This is a genomic window from Paenibacillus sp. 2TAB26, assembly GCF_052115145.1.
GTDB lineage: Bacteria > Bacillota > Bacilli > Paenibacillales > Paenibacillaceae > Pristimantibacillus.
Genome location: NZ_JBFRGC010000014.1, coordinates 52950 through 78583, shown reverse-complemented (window position 1 = coordinate 78583; position 25634 = coordinate 52950). Strand labels below are relative to the sequence as shown.

At 45.3% G+C, this 25634-nt stretch carries 20 protein-coding genes; 6 read left to right on the top strand and 14 right to left on the bottom strand.

What is annotated here, in order from left to right; all coding sequences use genetic code 11:
• Positions 1-6 precede the first annotated feature (6 nt).
• From AB4Z50_RS17365 to AB4Z50_RS17355, 3 genes are all read right to left on the bottom strand, one after another.
• On the bottom strand, positions 7-921 hold the full coding sequence (locus AB4Z50_RS17365; protein ID WP_076270536.1) for a carbohydrate ABC transporter permease: 915 nt from the start codon (positions 919-921) through the stop codon (positions 7-9).
• 63 nt (positions 922-984) lie between these two features.
• Complete coding sequence (locus AB4Z50_RS17360) at positions 985-2598, bottom strand: response regulator transcription factor (protein ID WP_441880869.1); 1614 nt, start codon at positions 2596-2598, stop codon at positions 985-987.
• The gene (locus tag AB4Z50_RS17355) at positions 2591-4393 is read right to left on the bottom strand and encodes a sensor histidine kinase (protein ID WP_441880868.1); all 1803 of its coding nucleotides are present in this window, start codon (positions 4391-4393) and stop codon (positions 2591-2593) included. Before AB4Z50_RS17355 ends, AB4Z50_RS17360 begins: the two co-directional genes overlap by 8 nt.
• A 257-nt stretch (positions 4394-4650) precedes the next feature.
• Between AB4Z50_RS17355 and AB4Z50_RS17350 the strand changes: the two genes are divergently transcribed.
• Genes AB4Z50_RS17350 through AB4Z50_RS17335 form a run of 4 tightly spaced genes read left to right on the top strand, consistent with a single transcriptional unit; the run spans position 4651 to position 8748 of the window.
• Positions 4651-6195, top strand: a complete 1545-nt coding sequence (locus AB4Z50_RS17350; RefSeq protein ID WP_441880867.1) for a spore germination protein — start codon at positions 4651-4653, stop codon at positions 6193-6195.
• Positions 6195-7367, top strand: a complete 1173-nt coding sequence (locus AB4Z50_RS17345) for a Ger(x)C family spore germination protein (RefSeq protein WP_441880866.1) — start codon at positions 6195-6197, stop codon at positions 7365-7367. The genes AB4Z50_RS17350 and AB4Z50_RS17345 overlap by 1 nt, the downstream gene beginning before the upstream one ends.
• A gap of 2 nt (positions 7368-7369) precedes the next feature.
• Entirely contained in the window at positions 7370-7612 is a 243-nt protein-coding gene (locus AB4Z50_RS17340; RefSeq protein ID WP_441880865.1) for a hypothetical protein, read from the top strand.
• Positions 7613-7638: 26 nt separating this feature from the next.
• Positions 7639-8748: a GerAB/ArcD/ProY family transporter gene (locus AB4Z50_RS17335; protein ID WP_441880864.1), complete on the top strand. Its 1110-nt coding sequence runs from the start codon at positions 7639-7641 to the stop codon at positions 8746-8748.
• 105 nt (positions 8749-8853) lie between these two features.
• On the opposite strand, the gene AB4Z50_RS17330 is transcribed toward AB4Z50_RS17335, so the two are convergent.
• Positions 8854-9720 carry an SDR family oxidoreductase gene (locus AB4Z50_RS17330; protein WP_441880863.1) on the bottom strand — a complete coding sequence of 289 codons (867 nt, stop codon included), beginning with the start codon at positions 9718-9720 and terminating at the stop codon, positions 8854-8856.
• A 99-nt stretch (positions 9721-9819) separates the two neighbouring features.
• Positions 9820-10236, bottom strand: coding sequence for an Rrf2 family transcriptional regulator (locus AB4Z50_RS17325; protein ID WP_339203942.1), 417 nt, complete (start codon positions 10234-10236; stop codon positions 9820-9822).
• Positions 10237-10420: 184 nt separating this feature from the next.
• On the opposite strand from AB4Z50_RS17325, the gene AB4Z50_RS17320 reads away from it, so the two are divergent.
• Positions 10421-11002, top strand: coding sequence for a TetR/AcrR family transcriptional regulator (locus AB4Z50_RS17320; RefSeq protein WP_441880862.1), 582 nt, complete (start codon positions 10421-10423; stop codon positions 11000-11002).
• A gap of 24 nt (positions 11003-11026) precedes the next feature.
• Complete coding sequence (locus AB4Z50_RS17315) at positions 11027-12229, top strand: MFS transporter (protein ID WP_441880861.1); 1203 nt, start codon at positions 11027-11029, stop codon at positions 12227-12229.
• Positions 12230-12360: 131 nt separating this feature from the next.
• Here the strand turns inward: AB4Z50_RS17315 and gcvPB are convergent, their stop codons facing one another.
• The 9 genes from gcvPB to AB4Z50_RS17270 form a co-directional block, all read right to left on the bottom strand.
• Positions 12361-13920 (bottom strand): aminomethyl-transferring glycine dehydrogenase subunit GcvPB, encoded by a 1560-nt coding sequence (gene gcvPB, locus AB4Z50_RS17310; RefSeq protein ID WP_441880860.1) that lies wholly within the window; start codon positions 13918-13920, stop codon positions 12361-12363.
• Positions 13921-13954: 34 nt separating this feature from the next.
• Positions 13955-15367: an aminomethyl-transferring glycine dehydrogenase subunit GcvPA gene (gcvPA, locus tag AB4Z50_RS17305; protein ID WP_441880859.1), complete on the bottom strand. Its 1413-nt coding sequence runs from the start codon at positions 15365-15367 to the stop codon at positions 13955-13957.
• A gap of 38 nt (positions 15368-15405) precedes the next feature.
• On the bottom strand, positions 15406-16188 hold the full coding sequence (locus AB4Z50_RS17300) for an SDR family NAD(P)-dependent oxidoreductase (protein WP_441880957.1): 783 nt from the start codon (positions 16186-16188) through the stop codon (positions 15406-15408).
• Positions 16189-16190: 2 nt separating this feature from the next.
• Positions 16191-19358, bottom strand: coding sequence for a glycoside hydrolase family 2 TIM barrel-domain containing protein (locus AB4Z50_RS17295; protein WP_441880858.1), 3168 nt, complete (start codon positions 19356-19358; stop codon positions 16191-16193).
• Between the two features lie 53 nt (positions 19359-19411).
• Positions 19412-20224: a carbohydrate ABC transporter permease gene (locus tag AB4Z50_RS17290; RefSeq protein ID WP_441880857.1), complete on the bottom strand. Its 813-nt coding sequence runs from the start codon at positions 20222-20224 to the stop codon at positions 19412-19414.
• On the bottom strand, positions 20221-21198 hold the full coding sequence (locus AB4Z50_RS17285; RefSeq protein WP_339203949.1) for a carbohydrate ABC transporter permease: 978 nt from the start codon (positions 21196-21198) through the stop codon (positions 20221-20223). The genes AB4Z50_RS17290 and AB4Z50_RS17285 overlap by 4 nt, the downstream gene beginning before the upstream one ends.
• Positions 21199-21227: 29 nt before the next feature.
• Complete coding sequence (locus AB4Z50_RS17280; protein WP_441880856.1) at positions 21228-22508, bottom strand: ABC transporter substrate-binding protein; 1281 nt, start codon at positions 22506-22508, stop codon at positions 21228-21230.
• A gap of 115 nt (positions 22509-22623) precedes the next feature.
• A complete protein-coding gene (locus AB4Z50_RS17275; protein WP_441880855.1) occupies positions 22624-23841 on the bottom strand; it encodes a response regulator transcription factor in 1218 nt (405 codons plus the stop codon).
• Positions 23819-25567 carry a sensor histidine kinase gene (locus AB4Z50_RS17270; RefSeq protein ID WP_441880854.1) on the bottom strand — a complete coding sequence of 583 codons (1749 nt, stop codon included), beginning with the start codon at positions 25565-25567 and terminating at the stop codon, positions 23819-23821. Before AB4Z50_RS17270 ends, AB4Z50_RS17275 begins: the two co-directional genes overlap by 23 nt.
• Positions 25568-25634 lie beyond the last annotated feature (67 nt).

Genomic DNA, 25634 nt, shown 5'->3' with positions numbered 1-25634 from the left:
GCTGCCTTACCTCCCTTCCTTGCTGTCACCGTAAAATACCCAATATTTCGATGTTGCAAAAATAATGGCTGTAAACGCCCCGATGATCAGCAGCATAATCCAGGCTAACGCGGATGCATAACCCATATCGAAGAACGAGAAGCCTTTCATATACAAGTACAGGGTGTAGAACATGGTCGCATCAAGCGGGCCTCCACGGCCGTCGCCAATGACAAATGCAGGTGTAAACGCTTGAAATGAATTAATAATGCTCATCACGAGATTAAAGAAAATAACGGGAGAAATCATGGGAAGCGTAATGCGAAAAAATTGACGAGCTTTGCCTGCTCCATCCACTTGAGCTGCTTCATACAGATCAAGCGGCACTTGTTTAAGACCTGCAAGGAAGATTACCATCGCTGAACCAAATTGCCATACGGACAATGAAATAATGGTATAAACAATGTAGCTCGGATGGGAAATCCATGAAGGTCCTTGAATGCCGAACCAGCCAAGAAATTGATTCACAAGGCCGCTGCCATCAAAAATCTGTCTCCACACAATCGCAATAGCGACACTGCCCCCGAGCAACGAAGGGATATAGTATACGGTGCGGTAAATGCCTAACGCTCGAATACCTTTGTTTAGAACCATAGCGACCATCAGCGCGAAAGCAAGACGCAGCGGAACGGAAATGAACACGTATTTGATTGTAAGCCACAAGGAATTCGAGAAGGTTTCGTCATCTTTAAAAATGTTAATATAATTTGAAAAACCAATCCATTTTGGCGACGTTAATAAATCATACTTCGTGAGCGACAAATAAAACGATCCAAGCATTGGACCGAGCGTCAGGCAGAAAAACCCGATCAGCCATGGCAGCAAAAAGGTATATGCGGTTAAGTTATGCTGATTGCTTAGCGGCTTGAGGCTTTTTCTCATCATGAATACCCCTCTCTTATTGATGTAGTTCCATCATAAGGGAGGGGCTATGAACATAGAATGCTAATTCTTTGGGTGTTCACTATCATTTTTTTCAGATTTTAATTCCGATTGCTGCTGACGATAATCCGAAGGTGTCATTCCGTACATCCTTTTAAATTTGGAGCTGAAGTAGCTTGCATTGGAGAATCCAGTAAGCTCTGCAATATCCCAAAGGTTCAGCGTTGTTGTTTTTAGCATCCGAACAGCCTCAGCAATTCGTACCTCATTCAAATAGTGAATAAAGGTTTTACCTACTTTAGCTTTGAACATTTCTGAGAAATAAGATGAATTATAATTGTACTTCTCTGCAATCATCGTCAAATTCAATTCATACATATAGTTCTCGTCAATAAACTGCTTAGCCGCCAAAATCAAGGATGGATCACTTTCCTGAGAGTCGCTTTGCCGCTTGCGCTCGATTTTAGCTGCAATACGCATCAGAAACCGCTCCGCTTTCTCTACAGTATCGAGACTAAGTGTCATTTCCGGCCTTAGCCAAAGCTGTTCGCCGCTCTCCAAACCGATTTGCGATTCATGCGCAATGGTCTCAAGCATCAAGTAAAGCTGGAAAATCAATTTGACAAAACGAAGCTGTGATTTCATTCCGCGCTGTAATTCTTGTCTAATCGCTGCTTCAAACGATGAAAGCTCTCCTCGAATTAAATAGCGCTCAATAACCTTAATGGTATGCTCAGGTATAGCCGTATGCCCCTCAGAAGCAGGAGCTAGTCCAGCAACTTTGCCGTATGGCATGTTCCATGCCAGCAAAGAGCTAATATAACCTTCTTTCCACTGCTTAAATCCGCTTACCGTTTGACCAGTACCTATTTTAATTTCAAAGGCCATGTACTTATATACGCTTTGAGTCAGAAACTCAGCAAATTCCCGCTCCAATTCATGATCCGCAGCGATTACAAAATGCATGAGGCCAGGATAATTGGTATCACGAAAAACCTCCATCTTCCCTTGGAACTTGTCTGCGCATTCTCTTGATATGATATCGAACGGCAATCGAAACTTGTCCGGCGTACGGTCAACCGAAGCGATTGATTCCCCTCGCTCCCATAGCCCTGCTGTAATAAACCTAACCTCACGTTTATCCCATGAATCCAGCTCAAACAATCGGGAACGATCTTTTATAGTACTCTCCTGCAAAATCTCTTCCTTTACGAGATGAACGATAAAATGCTCTTTCATTTCCTTATAATATTGCGAGAGCCGCCACTGCGTCATAGCCGCCTGATCATGGCTTTGCCTGTCCTTGTCCAGCTCCTTCTTTACGTTTGAAAGCGTGTCGGTCAATTCTTTTCTAGCAACAGGTTTTAACAAATACTCGCGAGCCTGATTGCGAATGGCTGCTTTCGCATAATGAAAATCCTCATAACCTGTAATGACGATCAGACGCAGGGATGGGTACTGCTCGTGACAGGAATCTAAAAATAACATACCGTCCATCACAGGCATGTTCATATCTGTAATAACAATATCAATAGCCTCTGCTGAAAGCCTCTCGAGCGCTTCGACTCCATTAGAGGCTTCCCCTGCAATGATAAGTCCAATACTGTCCCAGTCCACCTTAAGCTTTAGACCCTGACGGATCTCTGGTTCATCATCAACGATTAATACTTTATACATGCTGGTGTTCCTCCTGTGCTGGTAGTATGAGCTCAATCGTTGTACCCTCGCCAAGCGTAGAATCGATGCGGACCTCAAATAGTGATTCGTAGTAAAGACGGCAACGTGCAAGAACATTCCCTAGACCAATTTGGCTGCTCCGGCTGGTAAGAATTTGCTCCAGCTGAACGGATTCCGATCGCTCCAGCAGCTTCTTCTGCTGCTCGCTTGTCATCCCCGGTCCGTTATCTGACACGATTAGATGTACCCTTCCCGCAGCATGGCTTACACGAATGCGGATGATTGCCTCGGATTGATGCATGAAGCTGTATTTAACGGCGTTCTCTATCAACGGCTGGAAAATAAATTTTACCGTCGACAATCTCAGAAGGTCGCCTTCCTCCTCAATCGTTATGTTCAGTTGATCACCGAAGCGGATTTTTAAGATCGACAAATAATAGTGAACATAAACTAGCTCTTCTTCCAACGGAACGAGATCATCGCTAATTTTAAGAGAGAAACGCATCATTTTCCCTAGTGATTCTATAACTTCGACCGTATCATCCGTCCGTCGCTGTATGGCCAAGCTGCTCATGAGCTCCAGTGTATTAAACAGAAAATGCGGATTAATTTGCATGAGCAGCGCTTTGTATTCCGCTTGCTGCCTTAGCAGCTTAAGCTCGAACTCGGTTTTGATATGCTGTCGGAGTCTCGTAACCATGTTGCGGAACGTTTCAGTTGCGAAGCCCACTTCATTGCGCACCCTCTTCTCAGGCGCCAAACGGCTCTCGGCAAGCACAAAATCGCCTCTTTGTACATGCCGCATTGCGAGCACCAGTCGTGAAAGCGGCTTCGTAATTCCATGCGAGAACCAAGTCGCCAGTATCAAAGACACAATTAATAATACAGCCGCAACGATTAGAATCGTGCTTCGCAGACGGAAGAGCTGTGAATACAAATCTTTCTCTGATACGAACCCAACAAGCATCCAGTTCGTTTTCGGCAGTTTTTTGTATACTAAAATTTCTTTTTCTCCGCTTAAATTATTTAAATAAACGACGCCCTGCTTCCTCCAGCCTGTCCGTAAATCGTCAACCTGCCGTACCATCTCCGAATGGGCTCCGTATTCGTTCTGGGACAGCATTGGTTTGCCATGCTGATCTAATAAATAAATCGTTCCGCTCTCCCCAAGATGGATTCTGCCTAGCGGCTCCAGAAAATAGTCAGCGCTTACATTAATCTTCATCACACTTTTTGTCAATGAAGGCTCAAATGAACTGATCGGCATCAGCATACTGATTACCGGATGTTTGTTGTTATTTCGCAGCTCTGCGACATCCGTATGAGCCGGAATCCAGTATTGATCCTCGTTTTTAAAATCGAGATACCACTTTTCCTTCAGAAAGGAATCGTTAGACACAACTAAATTGCCGCTGCTGACCCACATGCCATCCTGACGATAGACGGCGACACCAGAAACACTGGAATAACTGTTCGTTGTCTGCGTCAAAAACTGGCTCATTCGGTAATGGGCAAGATTTTTTTCTCCCTCCATGGATGCGGAATCAGACGCTACTGCATCCCAATTATTCGTAATATCGCTATTAAAAACGATAGAGGCTAAATCATAGATTTGTGTTTGAACCATATCAATGTAAGACCCGTATTCATCCATTTTCTCCAGTGCTGAAGATTCAATGTAAGAGCGAATAATGGAACGGGACTCATTAAATAAAAAAATGGACAGGGTGACGAAGGATAAAACGAATAGTAAACAAAAGATTGCAATCAAACGACTTTTTAACGAATAAAACATAGCCAGTCCCTTCTCATGCCAGCCTTTCTTCCAACGATGTTTAGACCCGGTAATAAATCTAGGAATACATTCGCTGCAATCCCCTCTTCTTTAAACCTATTATAGTCGTCAATCTCATACATGCAATAAAATATAACAGGTAAACAGAATAGACATTGGCTCCTCCCCTCCCCCCAATCCAATGACAACCGAATATCTTTTCCTCAACAGGGAAAAGATGTAATCATTCGACACTTCACTTCGGATAGGAGACACGCATGCGGAAATCGCCCAATTTTTCACCTAATCACACTACATCCGACAAGCCTTCTTACCCGAACATTTCTCCCCATCTGGAAGAAAACTTGAACGCGATCGAAGGTTTTTTTGCCAACTGCAAAGACTTGATAATACATCGCTGGAGTTATGGACAGGGCTTGGAGCAATCAGCCTTTACCGTCTACTTCGATACGCTAACGAAAACGACCGTTACGAATTTTGCAAAGGATACGCTGCAAAATCTGGTGCCGCATGAGCTTGGTCCTGCCGAGACGGTAACGATAAAAGATGTTATCCATTATTTTGAGAATCATGGCATCGCTTCCCCTAACGTTGAGCTTATGAGCGAAATGGAACAAGCCGTCAGAGGCATTCTGGACGGCAAAGTCGTCATTTTTTTTGACGGATGGCCTAAGGCTATCGCCTATTTTGCCCTTGATGTCGAGCAGCGTCAAACCTCAGAGCCCATTACGGAGCCTACCGTTCAAGGCCCGCATGTCAGCTTCATTGAAAGCTTGGATCGCAATATCGGTGTCATTCGAAGCTTGCTGAAATCGCCCGAACTTAAATTTGAGTATTTTATATCCGGGGAGAAGGTTCACAGAAAAGTGTCCTACGGCTATTTGGAAGGCGTCGTAAAGCCGGAGACATTAGAAGCGTTTAAGCAAAAGATTGAGGGTATAGATCAAGAAGAAATGATTGATATTTCCTATCTGGAAGAGTGGGTTAATGATTCCAACTACTCCCCTTTTCCGCAAGTTCGGTATACGGAGCGCCCGGATACGACGGTTACTTCTTTGCTGGATGGCAAAATCATTGCGTTAGTGGACGGAAGCCCATCGGTTCTTATCTGTCCAGGAAAATTCATTGAGTTTTTTACAAACAGCGAGGATTATTACTATCGGACGATTTTTTCTTCGTTAATTCGATTGATTCGACTGGCTGCGTTCCTCATAGCGCTTATGCTGCCCAGCACTTATATCGCGTTATCAACCTTCCACTCTGAACTCATACCGACGGTTCTCCTGCTAGCCATTTTAGATACACGGGAAGGTATCCCTTTCCCGGCTATGATTGAGGCGTTAATTATGGAGTTTTTCTTTGAGCTGCTGCGGGAGGCCGGCATTCGTCTGCCTCGGCCGATCGGTTCGGCCGTCAGCATAGTTGGGGCGCTTGTTATCGGTCAAGCAGCTATTCAATCACAGATTGCATCTCCGGTCATGGTCATTGTCGTGGCCTTGACCGGCATCGCTTCCTTTGCGCTTCCTCAATACAACATGGCCATCGCACTGCGGATTTTGCGCTTTCCGTTAATGTTTCTCGCAGCGACGTTTGGAGGGCTAGGCATCATGGTAGGCTTAATTCTCATTTACATTCATCTAGCGACTCTACGATCCTTAGGTGAGCCCTATCTAGATTCGTTTGCACCACTGGATTTGAAAAGGCTGCGAGATGCGATTTTCGTGCTGCCAAGACGATTGCTGGTTCATTCGCCTCGGAGTCGACAACTACATAAAAAATCCGCAGGAAGGAAGAAATCATAGTGAAGCCACTCCTCTCCTTTCTCGCTTCATTTCTTGTTCTTTGCTTGATTACTGGATGCTGGGATAATAATGAACTGGACGAGTATGGCTATGTGCAAGCGATATCGATTGATCGAGGCGAGGGTGATTTTGTCGATATTACGACTCACTTTTATAACCCTTCCAGCAAAATGCAGACTGATCCAGCAACGAGTATAGCAGCGAAAGGAATTAATATTCGAACAACAGGAGAAACCTTTTTTGAAGCGATGCGAGAGATCCCTGCAAAATTCGGACGTAAAGCCAAATGGGATCATATGCGAGTCATTATCATCGAAGAGAATTTAGCCAGAACGTTGAACATCCGTGAAGTGCTTGATTTTTTCTCAAGAGACCATGAGCCACGGGGCACTATTCTTCCCATCATAGCTGAGAAATCGGCGGCAGCATTTTTGGATATTAAACCGTTTATCGAGCAGACCATTGGTCAACAGTATAGAAAGATGGAGACGACCGGAGCTCTCTATTCCGCGAAAACGTCTAACCTTCCGCTATATGATCTCGCTATTCAGCTAAGCAGCCCCTCCAAAACCTCTGCTATGCCTTACCTGCATAAAAATAGCTTGGACAATAAAGCGTCAATTTCCGGGGTCGCATTGATTCAAGACGGGAGAATGGTAGGGGTTCTTACGGAAAAAGACACCGAAACGCTGATGATGCTGACAGACAAATATAAGTATGGAGTATTTGAATTCCCTTGCATGAATCATGAAAAAAAGAAACAGCTCTACAACAAAGAATCGCTTGAAATAATCAACTTCAACAGTCAATTGGTTTCGAAAGTGACAGATGAGAATGTAACCGTCGACATCCAAATGACGATTGAAGGTACAACCGGAGAACTACGATGCTCAAACCTGAAAACCAAGCAAGATATGGAGCGTTTTGAACAAACGATTAAGGAGCAGATCGAACATCAGATTCAACATGCAATCCGTACCTTTAAGGCAAAAAAAGTTGATGTGCTCGGAATCGGCAATCAAATTTATCGGAACAACCCGAAACTATGGAAACAATTAGAACCCATTTGGGAGGATAAGCTTGCTCAAATGCAATTTCAAACCCACGTTCAAGTTCATGTGTTAAGTACGGGCATGAACGCTGGTACGATATTTGGGAAAAAGGAGCACTAGATGTGTTAGGAAAATTCATCTGCGTCCTGCTGTTAGCATCCGCTATGCTGATCCATGACATCCCGAAAGTGAAAGCCGCAAGCAAACGAGATCGGTTTGTGTACATAGCGATGTTGGCGCCGCTCCTCTATCTTGCTGTTATCTTTTTAATAGCTAAGCCATGGCCTAGCCTCGATATGATTTTCAATTTATTTACCGAACCAGCTAAACTATTCATTCGTTGGCTCAATCCCTTGCATACGTGAGTTTTATAAAATTTGGAGGAGACCCCATGAAACAAAAAGAACGTATCAGTTCGATTCAAATGTCCATGCTGTTCCTTTTTTTCATGACAGGCTCCTCCATCGTCATTGTCCCTGCACCCTTAACGAACATTGCAGGCAATGGAGCATGGATCTCTCTTCTCATCGCCTCGGCGACAGGCATGCTTTTGCTGGCTGCTATCCTTTATTTAAACCGGCTAGCCCCAGAGCTTTCGTTGATTGAGCAAGGTCGCTCCGTGCTGGGAAAGGGACTCACCTTCTTGATATTGATCCCTTTCACCTTAGTATTGCTTTGGAATATTTCGGGCGTTGTCATTGAAATCGGAATCTTCTTCAAGAATACGATGATGAAAGAAACCCCTACCTATGCTGTAAGCACATTGTTTTTCATTATGATCGGAGTAACAGCGATGGCAGGAATCGAGGTCATTGCTCGGATGGCAGCTGTATTAATGTTTCTGATGTTCGGCTGTATTGTTCTTATCTTGATTCTGGTCTCAAACCTGTATAACCCGCAATATCTGCTCCCTGTGATGCCAGATGGAATTGGACCAATCCTGAACGCCTCTTATGTAGTTTATGGTTTTCCCTACTCCGAGATGGTCGTATTTTCGGTCATCTTATCGTTTGTACGCAAGGATGAGAACGCTCAGCTGCGCAAACATATGTACTTTGCGCTTGTAATCAATTCCTTGACGCTGATTGCCTCGGTCATAAGCAGCATTATGGTACTGGGACCACTGTCCGGTGACTTGAAATACTCTTTGTACCAACTAGCCCGGCTAATATCGTTTCAGGAGGTAATCGAGCGAATTGAATCCATCATCGGATTCTCGCTCATCATAGGCTTTTATTTCAAAGCTTCTATTCTCCTGCTCATCCTGATCAAAATGTTGAAAGAACTTCTAGGCTTGAAAAATGAACGCTTGGTCGTATTTCCCGTAGCATTCATTTGCCTCATGCTGTCGTTAACCACCTATACGAAGGAATCTCAATTGGAGGAGTTCGTCAATGTGACATGGCCGCTGCTCAATAATTTTGCCTATACCTTACCCGTTCTTCTGATTTTAGTGCTCACAGTGATTAAGCATCATAGAAAACGGAGTAAGAAGCAATAGTTGTCATTGACTTGTTATTCAAACTAGCAATTAATAAAAAAGAGGCAGTCCCATCGGTCACTTAAGACCTTCTGGGACAACCTCTAGAATTGATTTACCTCTTAATTATGACTGAATTTCGTTTACGATTTGACGGAGAGCCTCTTCGAGCGGCGTGACTGGACGACCAAGCAGCTTCTGAAAATCATTGCTTTCCACTTCCAATGCTCCATCGCGAATCGCACTTTGAATCTGAACCAGAATAGGAACAACCGGTTCAGGTACGCCTGCACTGCTCATGATGCCGGCATAAGTAGCGTCATCCACTTGTTGAACAGGAATTTCCCGTCCCAAGACAGCGGCAAGAATGGAAACCAGCTCTTCTTGCGTCGTAAGCTTGCCGGACAACTCATAAACGGTATTTTCGTGGCCTTCGCCAGCGAGCACCGCCGCAGCTGCCACTGCATAATCGCGACGCGTTGCCCAGCCTACTTTGCCTGAACCCGCTGATGTCAGCCAAGGCGCACCTCCAAGGACCGCTTGAATGCTGCTGATCTCGTTCTCCAAATACCAGTTATTGCGCAGGAAGGAATAAGGAATTCCAGTGTTCTTAATCGCTTCCTCTGCAGCACGATGTACTGGCGCAAGAAAAAGTGAGCTCTTGCTTGCATTTCCTACACTGGTATACGCAATGAAACCAACATTAGCGCGCTGAGCAGCTGCTACGGCATCGGCATGCTGACGAATTCTCGTTTCGTTATCGCCGTCAGTGGACACGATCAATAGACGGTCGATACCCGCAAACGCTTTGTCTAACGTTTGTGGCTGGTCAAAATCCCCATGACGCACATCCACGCCCCGCGCACGAAGGTGTTCAGCTTTCTCCGGATTGCGGACGCTGACAGCCAGATTCTCTGCCGGTATAGTCTCCAATAAAGTCTCTACAACAATCGCTCCCAATTTCCCTGTTACACCTGTCACCAAAATTTTCATCGTAATTCCTCCATTTAGTTTAATGTATTATGATTGCTCCTTCGTTATAACCACTTCGGTTACAACTGAGGTATAAAAAAAGCTCAATGAGCTTTTTTGTTACACAAAATGAGCTGCAAGCTGGCTTAAGTTTACTTGAGCTAGCCTTTGTTCCATCGCAGATTGAGCTTCCTTCATTTCCAAACGAAGAGCTGCTTCAATATTTCGGCCAACCGGACACTTTGGATTCGGATTATCATGAAAATTAAACAATTGACCATCCTCAATGACTTCCACGGCACGGTAAACGTCCAAAAGTGTGATCTCATCCCGATCTCTCAGCAAGGAAGCGCCCCCGACTCCTGGTCGAATATCCACCAAGCCTGCCTTCTTGAGCATCCCCATAATTCTGCGGATAATGACAGGATTCGTATTCACGCTGCCTGCAATATAATCGCCCGTACAATCATTGGAGCTGACGGCGATTAGAGAAAGGATGTGGACAGCAATGGAAAATCTGCTACTAATTTGTTTCACTTAGCATCACCACCGTTGTAACCATTGTAGTTACTACGAAGCGGATTGTCAATCCTTTAGAAGAAGTTAAGCTTATTATATTCAAAACCAGCTTTTTTAACCTGCCAAAGCAATTTTCATTTGCATAAGAAAAAAATTTTTGATAATATAACTGACGAACGTTCGTTAATGTGAGGTGATCTTATTGAAAAGCCAAGAAATTAAAGACATTGCTTTAAAATTTTTCACAATTCATGGGTATGAGGGTGCTTCTCTGTCTCAAATTGCCGACAATGTCGGAATGAAAAAACAGTCTCTCTATGCTCATTTCAAAGGAAAAGATGATCTATTCCTACAAGTATTACAAGATGCTAAAGAAGCAGAAGTCTCATCGAAACTAAACTATTTGAGTAAAGTGGGTACCCAAAATCCTAAAGAGGATTTATTTGGATACCTGCAATTAGTCATTGATTTGTTTCAACAGAGCGAGCAGTTGAAGTTTTGGCTGCGTATGTCTTTTTTTCCGCCTCTCCATTTGGCGCCAGCCATTAATGAGGAAGTATTCGACTCGGAAAATAAGATTCAAACCGTACTCGAAGGGAAATTTCATGATTGGATCGCGGCGAAAGCCATTAGGAAAGATATAGCCTCCATCCCTACGCTTGCTTTCTTAGGTGTAGTTGATTCCATGATGTTAGAGCTTGCTTATGGGAATAATGAAAAACGTCTACAGGATAAATTAAATGCCTCATGGACTGTATTTTGGAGAGGTATTTCACAGCTATGATTTTACAGAGAGAGGTATTACTTCATGAAGAAACCATTGAAAGAACAAAAAACCGTCTTATTCATTCTACTAAGTAATATATTCATTGTTTTTCTAGGCGTGGGACTAATCGTCCCGGTTATGCCATCCTTTATGAATATTATGCATTTATCAGGCCAATCGATGGGTTATCTTATGGCGGCCTTTGCGTTTGCGCAATTACTCATGTCTCCTCTTGCAGGACGGTGGATTGACACTTTCGGCAGGAAGAAAATGATCGTTATCGGCTTATTCCTCTTCAGCATATCAGAGGTCATCTTTGGACTTGGCACACATGTATCCGTTCTTTACTTTTCCAGAATTTTAGGAGGTATTAGTGGTGCATTTATTATGCCCGCCGTAACCGCTTTTGTTGCTGATATTACCTCTGTGGAGGAAAGGCCCAAAGCGATGGGTTATATTTCTGCCGCGATTAGTATCGGTTTTATTATTGGTCCTGGCATCGGAGGTTTTATTGCTGAGCTGGGCGTGCGTGCCCCATTCTACTTTGCAGCTGGATTCGCATTAATAACCTGTATTTCATCCCTGTTTATTTTAAAAGAACCGCTATCCAAACAGGAGCTTCTGGAAATTAGTCAGCTCAAAAAAGGGACCAATTTTGTATCTGATTTGAAACGATCGCTTCAACCACAATACATTATCGCCTTTATAATTGTGTTTGTACTGGCCTTTGGCTTATCAGCGTATGAAACAGTATTCAGTCTTTTTTCTGATCATAAGTTTGGTTTCACTCCTCAAGATATTGCAGCCGTTATTACAATTAGTGCAATCTTCGGCGTTGTCGTTCAGGTCTTTATGTTTGGTAAAATGGTGGATAAACTCGGTGAGAAAAAACTTATCCAAATATGCTTGATTGCTGGCGTATTTTTTGCAGTAGTATCCACCATGATCTCCGGCTTTTTAGCTGTTTTGATAGTCACGTCCTTTATCTTTCTCGCATTTGACCTGCTGCGGCCAGCATTAACGACCTATTTATCCAAAACAGCCGAGAAAGAACAAGGCTTTATCGCTGGAATGAACTCCACCTATACTAGCCTAGGCAATATCGTCGGGCCTGCGCTTGGCGGAATATTATTTGATGTAAACATCAACTATCCTTATCTCTTTGCTGCTGTCATCATGTTGATTGGCCTTGTCATTACGATGATGTGGAAAGAAAAACAATCAGCTGGCACCTTGGCAAAATAATGTATGGAACGCTAATGAATAAGTAACGCATCTTCATTCTCACAATACGCATAATAAAAAAGAAATCCGACGTCTTTTTGAAAGACATCGGATTTCTTTGCAAAATAATAGTTATCATTAATTAGCAATATTTATTCGGGTTGCGTCTTTTTTAAATAAGCCCGCCACGTAATGCACCATTGCTTCGGATCATCGAGGGATGATTCTTCATTTCGGTGTACGGTGCTGTTATGCGGAGCTGATTTCACAATTTCCGGCTGCGTATAAGCTTCGTTCGAGATATGCTCCAGCGCGTGAATATATTCGTCCAAATCTTCTTTGGAATAGGACTCTGTTGGCTCTAAGGTGAATGGCTGCTTTACGATATACGGATGATGGGAAGTCCAATAATGGAGTCCAAAATCGCACATGCGACGAGTAATATCCTCGGTTGTGACACCCGTTTCCTCGGTAAGCTGCTTCCAGCTGTAACGAACCTGCTCTAGGCGGCGGCCTTTGATGTAGGGTGCACTTGCTCCGCGTATTTGCAGTATTTTGTGATAAAGATAGTTATTGTTAAGAACTGCAGTCTGTGCAACATCCTTTAGTCCATCTGGACCTAGGCTCATGATCCAAGCATAAGAACGAAGCACCGTTTGAGCAACACCATGGAAGCTTCTAACTTTGCCAATACTGCTTTCTGACTGATTCGCGAATACATACTGGCCATCAACATAATCAACAAGCGGCCCCGGCAAGAAAGGTTTAAGCGCTTCGCTTACGCCTAGAGCACCTGTAGCTGGACCGCCGCACATATGAGGAGCAGCAAAGGTTTTATGCAAGTTGAAGAAACACATATCAAAGCCAGCTTCCTTCGCTCGGGTAATACCGAGCAAACCATTAGCATTAGCTTGATCATAGAAGCAGATGCCGCCCGCTTCATGAACCAAATCGGTAAACTCGCGAATACGGTGATTGAAAATACCGGTATCTTCCGGATTTGCTACGACAAATCCAGCAGTCCTCTCAGATATCGCATTTCTCAGCTTCTCCAAATCTGGGAATCCGTCTTCGTCCGGATGAAGCGTAATGATTTTGTAGCCTTTAACTGCAGCTGTTGCAGCTTGAGATGGGTGGGAGAAAATCGTCGTAATGATTTCATCCCGCTGATCTCCTTCACCCCGCGAGTCATGGTAAGCACGAACGATAGAAGCCATCGCGAGCAAAGCCTGCGTCCCGCTGCTTGGCTGAAACGAAAAGGCATCCATTCCGCTAATTTCACGCATGGCCAGATCCATTTTATAGAAAATTTCTAATATGCCTTGAACAGAACCTGCATCCTGCAACGGATGAAGCTCTGTCATATGCGGCGTGCGGATCAGCATTTCGTTAATGCGCGGAATATATTTCATCGTACAAGTACCTTGACCGATCTCAACGTTCAAATCGGAGCCCAGTGTCTCTTGCGAGAGGCGCAAATAATGGCGAAGTACTTTTGCTTGACCAATCTCGGGAAGCCCTGGCGCATTGCTGCGACGCATGGACGCAGGTATGCGCTGGGTACCATCTCCTACCTCAGCTACAATCCCAGCCTCAGTTCCAGGCGGAATGACACCTCGCTCGCCCTGACGATGGAGTTCAAATATGATCGGCTCATCCCATTTGGCTTGATGGAAATTTCGGACTTTATGGTCCCTGCGAATTCGTTTCATGGCGCTTTCGTCCTTCCTCTGTATAAGTCAAACCTCATTTGCGAACGATCGTTTGAATCGTGTCTGCCAGGCGATCTAGATCAAGCTGCGAATGAATTTCCGTCACGCAGTACAATGCAGTTTGTCCCCACTGCGGGAAGGCAGCCGACAAATCTTTTCCTCCAAAAATTCCTGCTTCCAAGAGCTGAGCGTTTATCTGAGCGACCGTTAAGCCAGTATGATTAAAGTCAACAACAAACTCTTTAAAGAAGGCTGCTTCTCCGAATCGAAGAGAAACGCCTGGAATAGCTGAGAGCTTCTTCGCTGCATATTGCGACCTCTGCATGATCGTCTCTCCGACCTCTTGCATGCCGGTCGGTCCAAGCAAGGACAAGTAGACGCCAGCTGTTATTCCCCACAATGCAGTTTGGGTGCCAACAGATTCCTTCCCTTTCTCACGCAGCGCAAAGGAAGTTCGCTCATATGCCACATCGCCAAAGCCATACTCGCCTTCTACCTCCGTAGGCACAATGCCGAACAATCTTGATGGATACTCCATGACATACTTCTCTTCATCACGGGTCGCAATAAAACCGGCTTGCCCCCCGCCATAATTCATGTGCATTCCAAGAGGCTGCAAATCTCCGCATACGATATCAGCGCCGTACTGGCTAGGCGGCAGAAGAACGCCAAGCGAGATCGGATCAACACCAACGATCGAAATCGCATCTACTGAATGCGCAAGCTCTGATATTTCATGCCCTTGGTCTTCTATAATACCTAGATAACCAGGATTCTCGAAATAAACCGCAGCGATATCGCTCGATAGCTTGCTGCGCAAATCATCTAAGCTCATTTTGCCCGTTGCCTCGTCGATTTCAACGAATCGAAGCTCCATCACAGGCGTGCAATAATTGTTGATGATCATCACTTTGTCAGGATCAACCGACCTTGGAAGCAAGGCAACTTTGCGCCCTGTCATGCGCCCTGCCATCCGAATCGAAGTTGATGCAGCTTGCGCCCAGTCAAAAGTAGGGACGTTTACGACATCCATATCCACTAGCTCAGCCATCAAACTTTGATACTCAAACAACGTTTGGAAGCGTCCATGATCTTCATAGGGCTCACCTGCATAAGCCGTTACAAATTCGGAACGCTGATTGATCTCATCACAGACAGCTGGAATAAAATGTTGCCAGCAGCCTGCTCCTAAAAAATTCAGATAAGCTGCACCATGCTTATTTTTTGCAAGCAGGCCATCGATATGACGGCGCAGCTCATATTCCGTCATCGCTGGAGGAAGGTTCATCTCATGATTCAGCTTTAAGCTCTCTGGTATGCCTTCGTGAAGCTGGTCCATCGAGGTGAGTCCAATTTCCTTCAGCATCGCTTCGCGAACTTCAGGTACCGTATTCGGTATATAAGGATGGGCATACGTTCTGTTCTTAGGCAAAATAAACGCCTCCATTCATCGTTGTCAGAATTAGTTGTATCCTGTAGCCGTTCTTAAGCAATACCGCCGCCATCCACAACGAGCACGCTTCCTGTTACCCAAGAAGACATATCACTTGCTAGGAACAGAACCGCATTCGCAATATCACGCGGCGTTCCAAGCCTTTCAAGCGGTCGACCGCTGGCAGAGGCGACAAGGAACGCTGCCTCGTCCTGCTGCAGCTGCTTTGCTTCATCGCGCAGGAGAGGAGTATCCGTATCGCCAGGTGAAACGCAGTTCACACGTATATTGGCGATTCCGTGATCGATAGCCATCGCCCTCGTCAAATTCACGACACCAGCCTTGGCTGCGCAATAAGCTGCAGCCCGATCTCCGCCTTTTAGACCCCAGCCTGAACCCGAATTAATGATACTTCCTCCACCGCTGCGTTCCATGATAGGAATGATATATTTGGAGAGCAGATAGACACCCTTCAAAGAAACATCCAAAACGAGATCCCAGTCGCTTTCTTCCAGCTCCACGACAGTCTTGCGACGAATAACGCCAGCATTGTTGAACAAGATATCTACTCGGCCATGAGCAGAATCAATTTCTGCTGCTGCACGCTGGCAATCTGCTGAAGAGGTCACATCACAGCGCTGAAAGCTCGCTTGGCCTCCCTTTTCCCTTATTCCTTTAACCGCCTGCTCACCCATCGCCTCATTAATGTCAATAAGGATAGCTGCTGCACCGAAGCTGGCAAGAAGTTCAGCTGTCGCAAGTCCAATTCCAGAGGCGCCTCCGGTGATTACGGCTACTTTTCCCGATAGATTAAGCATGTCTTGTGTATGAAGCATCATTATTTCTCCTCCTGTTGTAGTAGATTCGCTTCCTGTCTCATGTGATGGCTGAGCCTCTCGGGAGCCGTCTCTTCAGAAAGATAAGGCTTCAGCAGCAGTCTGAAACGGAATTCCTCTGCCGCAACTTTGTTTTCCAGTGATTGAGAAGGTCCACAGCTATTGCTGCCAAGACCATTCTGGCGATAATCCAAATTAAGTGTAATAAAATCCCGCGGAACAAGATCACTCGCATGCTGCGCTGCTTCTAAGTCGCCATCCGTATAACGTCGAGCGCTGAATTCAAGCGCCTTTACCCCTGCCGCCAGCAGCCCAATTCCACTGCCGTCTGTAACAGATACAAAGCGAACATCCATACGATTCCCGTTCTCTTGTGGATAGATATATGGGGTAAATAGTTCATCAACTGACTTTGTATATACACCAAATCTTCCTGCTTCCTTGCTGTCGGAATAATTTTCTCCCGGACCACGGCCATACCATTTGACATTATCCATTTCTGCCGGCATTTCCAATTGAAATCCAATCTTAGGAAGCATAGCAGGCGGCTTCCCTTCAGGTACGCCATGCACATCAATCATGATTAAGCCTGTGCCTGTTACAGTGTAAGTAGTTTCACAGCGGAAGCCCCAATCATAGACAGGCGGAGCAATTCGGGAGGCCCAGCTGATCCGAATCGTCCCTTCATTCAATCGCTCCCAATGGCAATCATCGATTCTTTCCGTCAGCTTATCGAGATGCGCCTTGCGCCAATCGGGCAGGACATACATATCGTTGTCAATCGGGGCTCGCCAGAAGTTGAGACGCGGCCCTTTATTTATTAACTCTTGTCCGTTTATTCGGAGTGAGCTGATCCCTGATTGCCGTGAATCGAATACCAAATTGAAATAATCGTTCCCCATGCTAATCTGTCGTCCATCCTCCATGCACGATAAGCTAGGAATAGGTAAACTTACGACTGCTGCCAAAGTCAATCCATCATTGGCATAATCCCCGTCAGTTCGGGAAGTTGCGCATCTCCGCGCAGGTTCAATGGCAAACTGCGCCCATGCGATCTCATGCCCTCTCTCTCCCCACATGCAAGATGCTGCAAGCGAGAAGCCGATATTCAGCCAGCGCTCCGCCCCCTCCACGGATAAGGACAACTGCGAATCATTTCGCATAGGAATACGAAGCTCTGCACTTTCACCGGGTGCTATCCTAGGCAGCGAAAGTACACCACTTTGGACAATCCGTCCTTCTACTGTCACATTCCAATCTGCATATAGATGATCCAGCGTTAGGAAGTCATACCGATTCGTAATTCRTATTCGATCATTATTTATATAGTCGACTCTGACAGGCTCGATAATCTTCTTATATTCAATGAGTCCGGGTGAAGGCGTTCGATCTGGACGAACAAGGCCATCAATAACAAAATTGCTGTTGTTAGGAACATCGCCATAGTCTCCACCATAAGCATAATCAACTTTGCCATCGGCTGTTTTCCTGCGAATGCCGTGATCGATCCATTCCCACACGAAGCCGCCCTGCAATCTTCGATAAGCATCAAAGGTATCAAAATAGGGTTTGAGACCGCCTGGACCATTCCCCATCGCATGAGCGAATTCACATAGGATATGCGGCTTAGGATGATCAACCAGCTGACCAAAACCTTCCATCTTCTCTACGGAGGAATACATCGTGCTCACGATGTCGCACACTTCTGCTTCACGATCCTCTTCATAGTGAATAAGGCGGGTCGGATCGTTTTGTTTGCACCATTCCGACATTGCCCTGAAGTTGCAGCCAAAGCCAGACTCGTTGCCGAGCGACCAGAACAGAATGGAAGGATGATTCTTATCCCTCTCCACCATACGCCTCATCCGCTCCACATACGCTTCCTGCCATGCTGGGTCATCGCTTAGCTTAGCAATATTGCCCAAAAGCTCGAAGCCATGTGTCTCTAAGTCCGTTTCTTCCATAACATACAAACCGTATTCATCACAAATATCATAAAATCTCGGATCATTCGGATAATGTGCCGTTCTAACCGCATTAATGTTATGCTGTTTCATCATTTTCACATCTTGGATCATCGTCGATAGGGTGACTGTTCGTCCCGTATCAGGGTGATGGTCATGACGATTTACACCTTTGAGCAAAATGGCTTTGCCATTCACCAGAAATTGGCCGTTCTTTACTTCTATCTTCCTGAAGCCCACCCGCTGAGCAACGGTCTCGATCATTTGTACATTCTGATCCACAATACTTATTGTCAGATGATACAACGCAGGAGCTTCCGCACTCCAAAGGGCTGGCTTCACAATTGGAATGGCGAAACTTGCTACGAAAGTCTGACCATCAGCAGAAGCAATTGGATTCATCGCTGAACAAACAAATGCACCTTCAGGGTCAAGCAGCTCCAGCCGAACTTCGCCTTGCAGATCCTCTCCACTCAGTTCCACCTGTACCGATAACAACGCATCACAGTATTCACTATCCAAATCGGTAACGACTCGGTAGTCCACAATACGAACCGCTGATGGCTCCGAAATCAAATATACATCTCGAAAAATACCGCTCATATACCACATATCCTGATCTTCCAAGTAGCTGCCGTCCGACCACTGGTATACACGAACAGCTAGACGGTTAATACCCGGCTTCGCATAAGGCGTCAAATCAAACTCTGATGTCAATCGGCTTCCTTGGCTGTATCCGACGAATGTCCCGTTAACCCACAAATGAAAGGCACTATCAACGCCATCGAACTTGACGGCAAGCTTTCTTCCATCCCAATGTGCAGGCAGCTCGAATTCTCGTATATAGCTGCCTGTTGGATTATCATTCGGTACATGGGGCGGATCGACAGGGAATGGATAATACAAGTCTGTATAATGTGGATTTCCATAACCTTTCAGCTGCCAATGACTTGGAACCTGAATATCATCCCAGCTAGATGTATCATAATGGTCTTCATAAAATCTATCCGGTGCCCACTCAGGCCCCTTCGCATAATGAAACTTCCAACAGCCATTTAATGAGCGGAACCAAGGGGAGCTCCCTCGGTTATAGCTCAAAGCTCCAGCACGATCGGAATACGGGATGAAATATGATCGGCTTTTCGCACGGCCGCGTGCAAGTATGGCAAGATTATCCCAATCGCGTTCTATTTTCTCGTTTCGCATCGATGCCGCTCCTCTCCTAAACCTATCTCTATCACTCTCTCTATTCATGCTGCCTATCCCTTAATCCCCGTACCTGCTATTCCACCGACAATATAACGCTGTGCGAAAAAAAATACAGCGAGCGGAGGAATCGAGATGAGACAAGTAATCGCCATAATCGACTGCATATCGACGCCGAACATGCCCTTGAACTGTGCTAATCCGAGCGTCAGTGTGTACTTCGACTGATCATTAAGGAAAATAAGCGGCCCCAGATAATCATTCCAGCAGCTCATAATTTGAAACACAGCGACTAAAATGAGCGAAGGTCCCATGAGCGGCACTATAATCCGCACAAGAATTCCAAATTTGCTCGCCCCATCTATAGTTGCTGCCTCATCAAGCTCACGCGGAATCGTAAGAATAAACTGCCTCAGAAGGAAAATGAAGTAAGCTGAACCGAACCAAGAAGGTACGATAAGCGGTTTAAGCGTATTAATCCATCCCAAATAGTTGAACTCCATATACTGCGGAATCATTGTCACTTCCCAAGGAACCATCATCGTCGCTAGTACAACTAGGAAAAGGAGATTGCGTCCCTTAAAATCAAATCTCGCGAACCCGTAAGCTACTAGAGTACAGGATATCAACTGGCCAATCGTAGACAACGAAGTTACGATTAGCGTATTTTTCAGAAATAAGTTAAAAGGCTGTGTCGTCCACGCATTGGCGAAGTTGCTGAATTTCCAAACCGAAGGAATCCATTTGGGTGGAAACAGATACAGCTCCGTCTGCGACTTTAGAGCGGTCGTCACCGCCCAAAATAACGGGGCAGCGAACATCAGCGAGCAGAAGATCAGCAGCGTATAAACGATGATCCGCCTCATACGGATCTCCCCTTTCCACTGGACTTCAATTTCTTCTCCGGCAAACGTTTCATTTCGCCTTCATAGAACACCCAAGCCTCTGACGACTTGAATACAAAAAAAGTCAATGTGAGCACAATAAGAAACATAAACCATGCGTTTGCAGCAGAGTAACCCATTTTGAAAAACTTGAACGCATTCTCATACATGTACATCGCATAGAAGTACGTAGATTTCATAGGCCCTCCGCCCGTGAGCAATAACGCGAGAGTGAGCTGTTGAAACGCCGCTATAATTGAAGTAATTAGGTTGAACAAAATCGTCGGCGTTAGCAGCGGAATCGTTACACTGATGAACTGCCTGATCATACCTGCCCCATCAATTGATGCGGATTCATAAAGATCCTTTGGAATTCCCTTGAGCCCAGCGAGAAAGACGAGCATCATTGCGCCTTGTCCCCATAGGCTTGCGACAACCATAGCCACAAGAGACCACTGTGTTTCATTCAGCCAGTCCGGGCCTTGTACACCGACGAGTGACAGAAAATAATTCAATATGCCATAATCACCGCTGTACACCCAAGACCAGATCATTGCTAAAGCTACACCTGAGATGACAGAAGGCAAATAAAATGCTGTTCGAAAAATCGCGCTGCCCCGTGTCTTCTGGTTAAGAAGAATCGCAAGTCCCAACCCAACTGCAATATTGAGCGGAACAAATAGCGCTGCAAACTTAATCGTGACGCCGAATGACTTCCAAAACAACGGATCATCCGTAAACATTTCTACATAATTTCCAAATCCAATAAATTGCACCTTGCCCACGATCGGCCAATCAAAAAAAGAAATAATAAGTGAAAACAACAACGGTCCCAAAGTGAAAACAAGGAATCCAAAGATCCATGGAAAAATGAAGAGGTAGGGCACAGCCCCACCCCATCTGCGTTTCAGGCTGGCTGAATGTTTTCCTGCTGTCTGTGGGTAGGTCTGAGCCATCTCCTAACCTTCTTTCTGCAGCTATAATGTTATTTCAAGTAACGCTCGCTATCTTTTACGGCTTGATTCAATGCTTCCTGCGCATTGCTGCCATGCATAACTGCTTCTACTGCCGCGGAAAGCTGTCTATTCACTTCATTCCACTTTGCGTTAAGCAGGAAAGCCGGAGTATTATCAGAACGTTCAAGCATCGTATAGTACGGCTTGTACAGAGGATCTTGATCTTTTTTGAGCTCTTCCACGACGCTTAATCTTACTGGCAAATCAGCTACGCGCATCTTGATCGCTTCATTTGATACATAATATTTAATAAATTCCCAAGCCAAATCCTTTTGCTTGGAATCCTTCGCAATGGACAGAGCAGATTCTGCGACAACGCCTTTAACTTGCTTGCCTGGAAATGCTGGCATCTCGACGGTGCCTACATCAATGCCAGCTTGCTTGAAAGATTCGAGCGGCCAAATTCCGCTCTCCCACATAGCGATTTTGCCAGCTTTAAAAATATCCTCGCCGCTTTGTTGACCTTTACCACCTGCAAGCACGGCAGAGCCGTTCTTTAACATGTCGCCAAACATTTGAATCACACCTGCTGTTTCGCTGCTGTTCATGTAACCGTCTATTGTTTTACCGTCATCCGATATATAGGAGCTGCCATTGCTCCATACAAACCCTTGCAGATCATAAGTGTCATTCTCAGCCCGAACTCCGAAGCCATATTGCTTCTTTGTTTTGTCCGTCAGCTGCTTGGAAATTTCTTGGAACTCATCCCATGTCCAACCATCCTTCGGATAAGGAACCTTCGCATCATCAAACATTTTCTTGTTGTAGTACACAACACGTGTCGTGAAACCTGCCGGAATGCCATAAAGGTTGTTGTCTATTGTCGCGTAATTAAATAGGCCGCTGTAGAAGTCATCCTTTTTCAGGTCCGCATCACTGTCTGCATAGCTGTTAAGCGGCTCAAGCGACTGGTGATAGGTTGGAAAATCCCACATGTACATGACATCGGGAGGATTTGTAGCACCGAATCCTGCAGCCAGCTTTTGGTCAAATCCATCTGCGTAAGCCTCTACCTGAACCTTCGTGCCAGGATGATTGGCTTCGAACTTCTTAGCGATATCCTGCTCAATCTTGAGCGCATCCCCAGTATCCCATGTGGCGAATCGAAGCGTTTTCAAAGCTGTAGAACCTTTTTCATTATCAGGCTTCGCTGTCGTGCCATTTGTACTTTCGTTATTACCTGAACATGCTGTAAGCATTGTCACAGTCATAACCGTCGTAACAATAATAAGAGAAATTTTGTTCTTCATTCTGGCAGCTCCCCTATCCGTGTAGTACTTCGTAATTGAACTGCTTTCATCTTAATAAAAATGAAAGCGCTACAAAACCGTTAAACATTCGAATGTTGGTGTGGTTTTGTTCGATTTACTTGGGAAGGTGCACATCTGTTTGGAGCGTACTGCCTTTTTGTTGGGTACGGTAGTAGCTGGGCGTTTGCCCCGTGCAGCGCTTGAACCATTTACTGAAATATTTGCTATCGCCAAGCCCTGTACGCTCGGCTATGTCCTGCATCGTAAGCGTCGTTTCTTTCAATAACACATATGCCAATTTCAGCTTGCGTTTATACTGATAGGCGACAAAGCTGTCTCCTACTGCTTTTTTGAACAGGATCGAGAAATGGCTGCGGCTAAGGCCGACCTGTTTGGCCACGTCGCTGACTGACCAATCTGCCGCTGGGTTATCATGCAGCAAGTTAACTGCTCGCCAAATTGCCTCTGGCCAATCCACCGCGGATACGCTGTGGGCTTTCTCCAGTTCTGCTTCTTTATGAAGCGCTGACCATGCTTGAAGTCGTTCATCCGCATGCATGAGCGGCCCTCTTTTGGCCCACTGCAGCTTCGTATTCTTGCTCTTTTGCTCCACTAGCAGCATGTCCAAGACATTTAATTTAGATTGCGGGACGATACAGTAGCACCGTTCCTCCCCATAAGGAATAATCGTCCCTTCACAAATTTTTTGATCCTCATATGTCACTCTCTTCAATAGATCAAGCCAGGATGACTCGCAGCCTGAAGTCTTAACCAAATAGATATAGACAGGCTCACCATCGAAAGACCACTCCTCGCGAGTGCGTTTCTCCATCTCGCCAATAAATTTATGGTTATGTCCATTCAACCAAGCGTACAACAGGGTACTCAAGCGTTCTCCTTGATCAATGCCATTTTCTTCAGGCACCGCGGATTCCGAAGCCGCCCCCAGTTCAATCTGGAACTTCGCCAGCATTCCTTCCAGCTCTTCGTCCTCGAAGGCGGTTTTGAGCAGATAACCTGATGCGCCCAGCTTCATGCCCTGCTGCGCGTATTCAAAATCCCGGTGGCAGCTGAGTAAAATTATTTTTGTATGAGGAGCCTTCTCCTTTACTTTCCGTGATAATTCGATGCCATCCATCTCGGGCATGACAATATCTGTTATGAGAACTTCAGGCTGATGTTCAAGGAAAGCATCCCAGGCTTTGCGGCCGTTTGGAGCGTCAGCGACCACTTCCATTCCATATTTATCCCAAGGAACGGTTGAGCGAAGTCCTTTGCGGACAATACTTTCGTCATCTGCGATTAACACCTTAATCATCTTGGTTGCTTCCATGCAGGTTATCCTCCTTTTTGGGCCATTCAACGATGATCATAGTCCCTTCACCCTGAATCGATTGTACGGTTAACCCATACTGCAGGCCAAAATGCAGTTTGAATTTCTGATCGGCATTTTGCACCCCAAGTCCTCCTCGGCCCTTGCGATTCGTCATATTGGGCAATAATAGAAGCTTTAGCTTATCTGGTGAAATACCAGCTCCGTTATCAGATAACTTAAGCAATAAATGATTGCCTTTCTCCTGTACGGTCAAACGGATCACACCCTTGCCATCCTCGAAGCCATGGAAAAAAATATTTTCAAACAATGGCTGCAGCGTCATTCGAGGAATCAGATAGCGTTTCAGATGCTCATCGCATTCCAGCACATACTCGAACGTGGAACCGTAGCGCACTTCTTGAATTTTCAAAAAATGATCAATCATCCGAAGCTCACGTTCCATAGAAATCAACTCCTGTGAGATATCCAAATTACCCTCAAGAACCATCGTAAGGTGATACAGCATCTGACGGATATCTTCTGCTCCTTGCAGTCTCGCTTTCCATTGAATCGAATTAAGCGTGTTAAACAGTAAATGGGGATTAATTTGATAATGGAAAGCCTTAAGCTCCGCTTCCTTCTTAAGTCGCTCGCTCCGCTCAACTTCGCCAATTAACGATTGTATCCCGCTGACCATATTATTAAAGCTTGTATCCAAGATGCCTAGCTCGTCATGGGATTCAACCTGAGTCCTCGTATGCAGCTTTCCGAAGCTTACCTTCTGCATCGCATCCTTAAGGCGGCGAATCCGTGCGGTAAACCGGGAAGAGAACAAGTATGCGAGTCCAAAGGCCAGCAGACAGGAGCCAAAAGCGACGATGACGGTATTCGACCGTATAATGTCGGAAGAGCGATAAAAGGATGCAGCAGGCAATCTTGCCTCAATGCTCCACCCATTAACAGCAAGAGTTTTAGTCCATAAGATGTCACTCTCTTTGGGTTGGAAGGCGGTTGCCGTCTCATAGATAATCCTTCCCTGTGGATCATCAATTTTGAGATGTGCCTTCGTATCATTCTCGAACAGCTGGAACATATGAAGCAGATCTTCGGCATTTTCTTCAATTAATATTTTACTGCCTCGCAGCGCTCCGTAAGGACTATTAACCGGTACTGCCAAGCCAAGCAATGAGATCCCGTTCTCCATCGTTTCGCCCATAGCATGGTTCTGAGAGTAAAATCCTAACCAATACTTGCCACCAATCGAATTGTTCATGGCTTGCCATGCGGGAATAAGGCTGAGCTTGGATACATCAAGATTATTTTCCCCATAATAATAGCCGGAACTGGTAATAATATAGATTCCAATCGTTCGATCGGGTTTAAGCGCTTTCAAAAGTGCTTCGAAATCATTTTTATCCATGATATCTTTATACGTAGTCGGTACGTGATCACTTAGATCAACGCGCGCAGGATCAAGCAAATAGGAATAAATAGTTTCTGTTGTCTGATTCATTCGATTCAAATAAGAGCTCATCTGCTGTTCCAATTGAGCCACTGCATTATCTCCATATTTGCCAAATTGAGAATTAATGACCTTCGCGGATTGGTAATAAGACAAAGCTCCAAGCGAGAGCAGCGGAATAATGGTCACAATGAGAAAACAGAAGAGCAGCTTAGTTCGTATGCTCCGGTAAGAGCCAGACAAAAGAGGAAGTTTAAGTTTCTTAAGTACATGATTCAACATAATTACATCCTTCCTCCTCCACTCCATAATACTTGAAGTGTATCATGGACCTCTTTTACCGAACAAT

Excerpts from the sequence above, each read along its gene's own strand:
- AB4Z50_RS17365 (WP_076270536.1), bottom strand. The coding sequence starts at position 921 with ATGAGAAAAAGCCTCAAGCCGCTAAGCAATCAGCATAACTTAACCGCA.
- AB4Z50_RS17360 (WP_441880869.1), bottom strand. The coding sequence starts at position 2,598 with ATGTATAAAGTATTAATCGTTGATGATGAACCAGAGATCCGTCAGGGT.
- AB4Z50_RS17355 (WP_441880868.1), bottom strand. The coding sequence starts at position 4,393 with ATGTTTTATTCGTTAAAAAGTCGTTTGATTGCAATCTTTTGTTTACTA.
- AB4Z50_RS17350 (WP_441880867.1), top strand. The coding sequence starts at position 4,651 with ATGCGGAAATCGCCCAATTTTTCACCTAATCACACTACATCCGACAAG.
- AB4Z50_RS17335 (WP_441880864.1), top strand. The coding sequence starts at position 7,639 with ATGAAACAAAAAGAACGTATCAGTTCGATTCAAATGTCCATGCTGTTC.
- AB4Z50_RS17330 (WP_441880863.1), bottom strand. The coding sequence starts at position 9,720 with ATGAAAATTTTGGTGACAGGTGTAACAGGGAAATTGGGAGCGATTGTT.
- AB4Z50_RS17315 (WP_441880861.1), top strand. The coding sequence starts at position 11,027 with ATGAAGAAACCATTGAAAGAACAAAAAACCGTCTTATTCATTCTACTA.
- gcvPB (WP_441880860.1), bottom strand. The coding sequence starts at position 13,920 with ATGAAACGAATTCGCAGGGACCATAAAGTCCGAAATTTCCATCAAGCC.
- gcvPA (WP_441880859.1), bottom strand. The coding sequence starts at position 15,367 with ATGGAGGCGTTTATTTTGCCTAAGAACAGAACGTATGCCCATCCTTAT.
- AB4Z50_RS17300 (WP_441880957.1), bottom strand. The coding sequence starts at position 16,188 with ATGCTTCATACACAAGACATGCTTAATCTATCGGGAAAAGTAGCCGTA.
- AB4Z50_RS17290 (WP_441880857.1), bottom strand. The coding sequence starts at position 20,224 with ATGAGGCGGATCATCGTTTATACGCTGCTGATCTTCTGCTCGCTGATG.
- AB4Z50_RS17285 (WP_339203949.1), bottom strand. The coding sequence starts at position 21,198 with ATGGCTCAGACCTACCCACAGACAGCAGGAAAACATTCAGCCAGCCTG.
- AB4Z50_RS17280 (WP_441880856.1), bottom strand. The coding sequence starts at position 22,508 with ATGAAGAACAAAATTTCTCTTATTATTGTTACGACGGTTATGACTGTG.
- AB4Z50_RS17275 (WP_441880855.1), bottom strand. The coding sequence starts at position 23,841 with ATGGAAGCAACCAAGATGATTAAGGTGTTAATCGCAGATGACGAAAGT.
- AB4Z50_RS17270 (WP_441880854.1), bottom strand. The coding sequence starts at position 25,567 with ATGTTGAATCATGTACTTAAGAAACTTAAACTTCCTCTTTTGTCTGGC.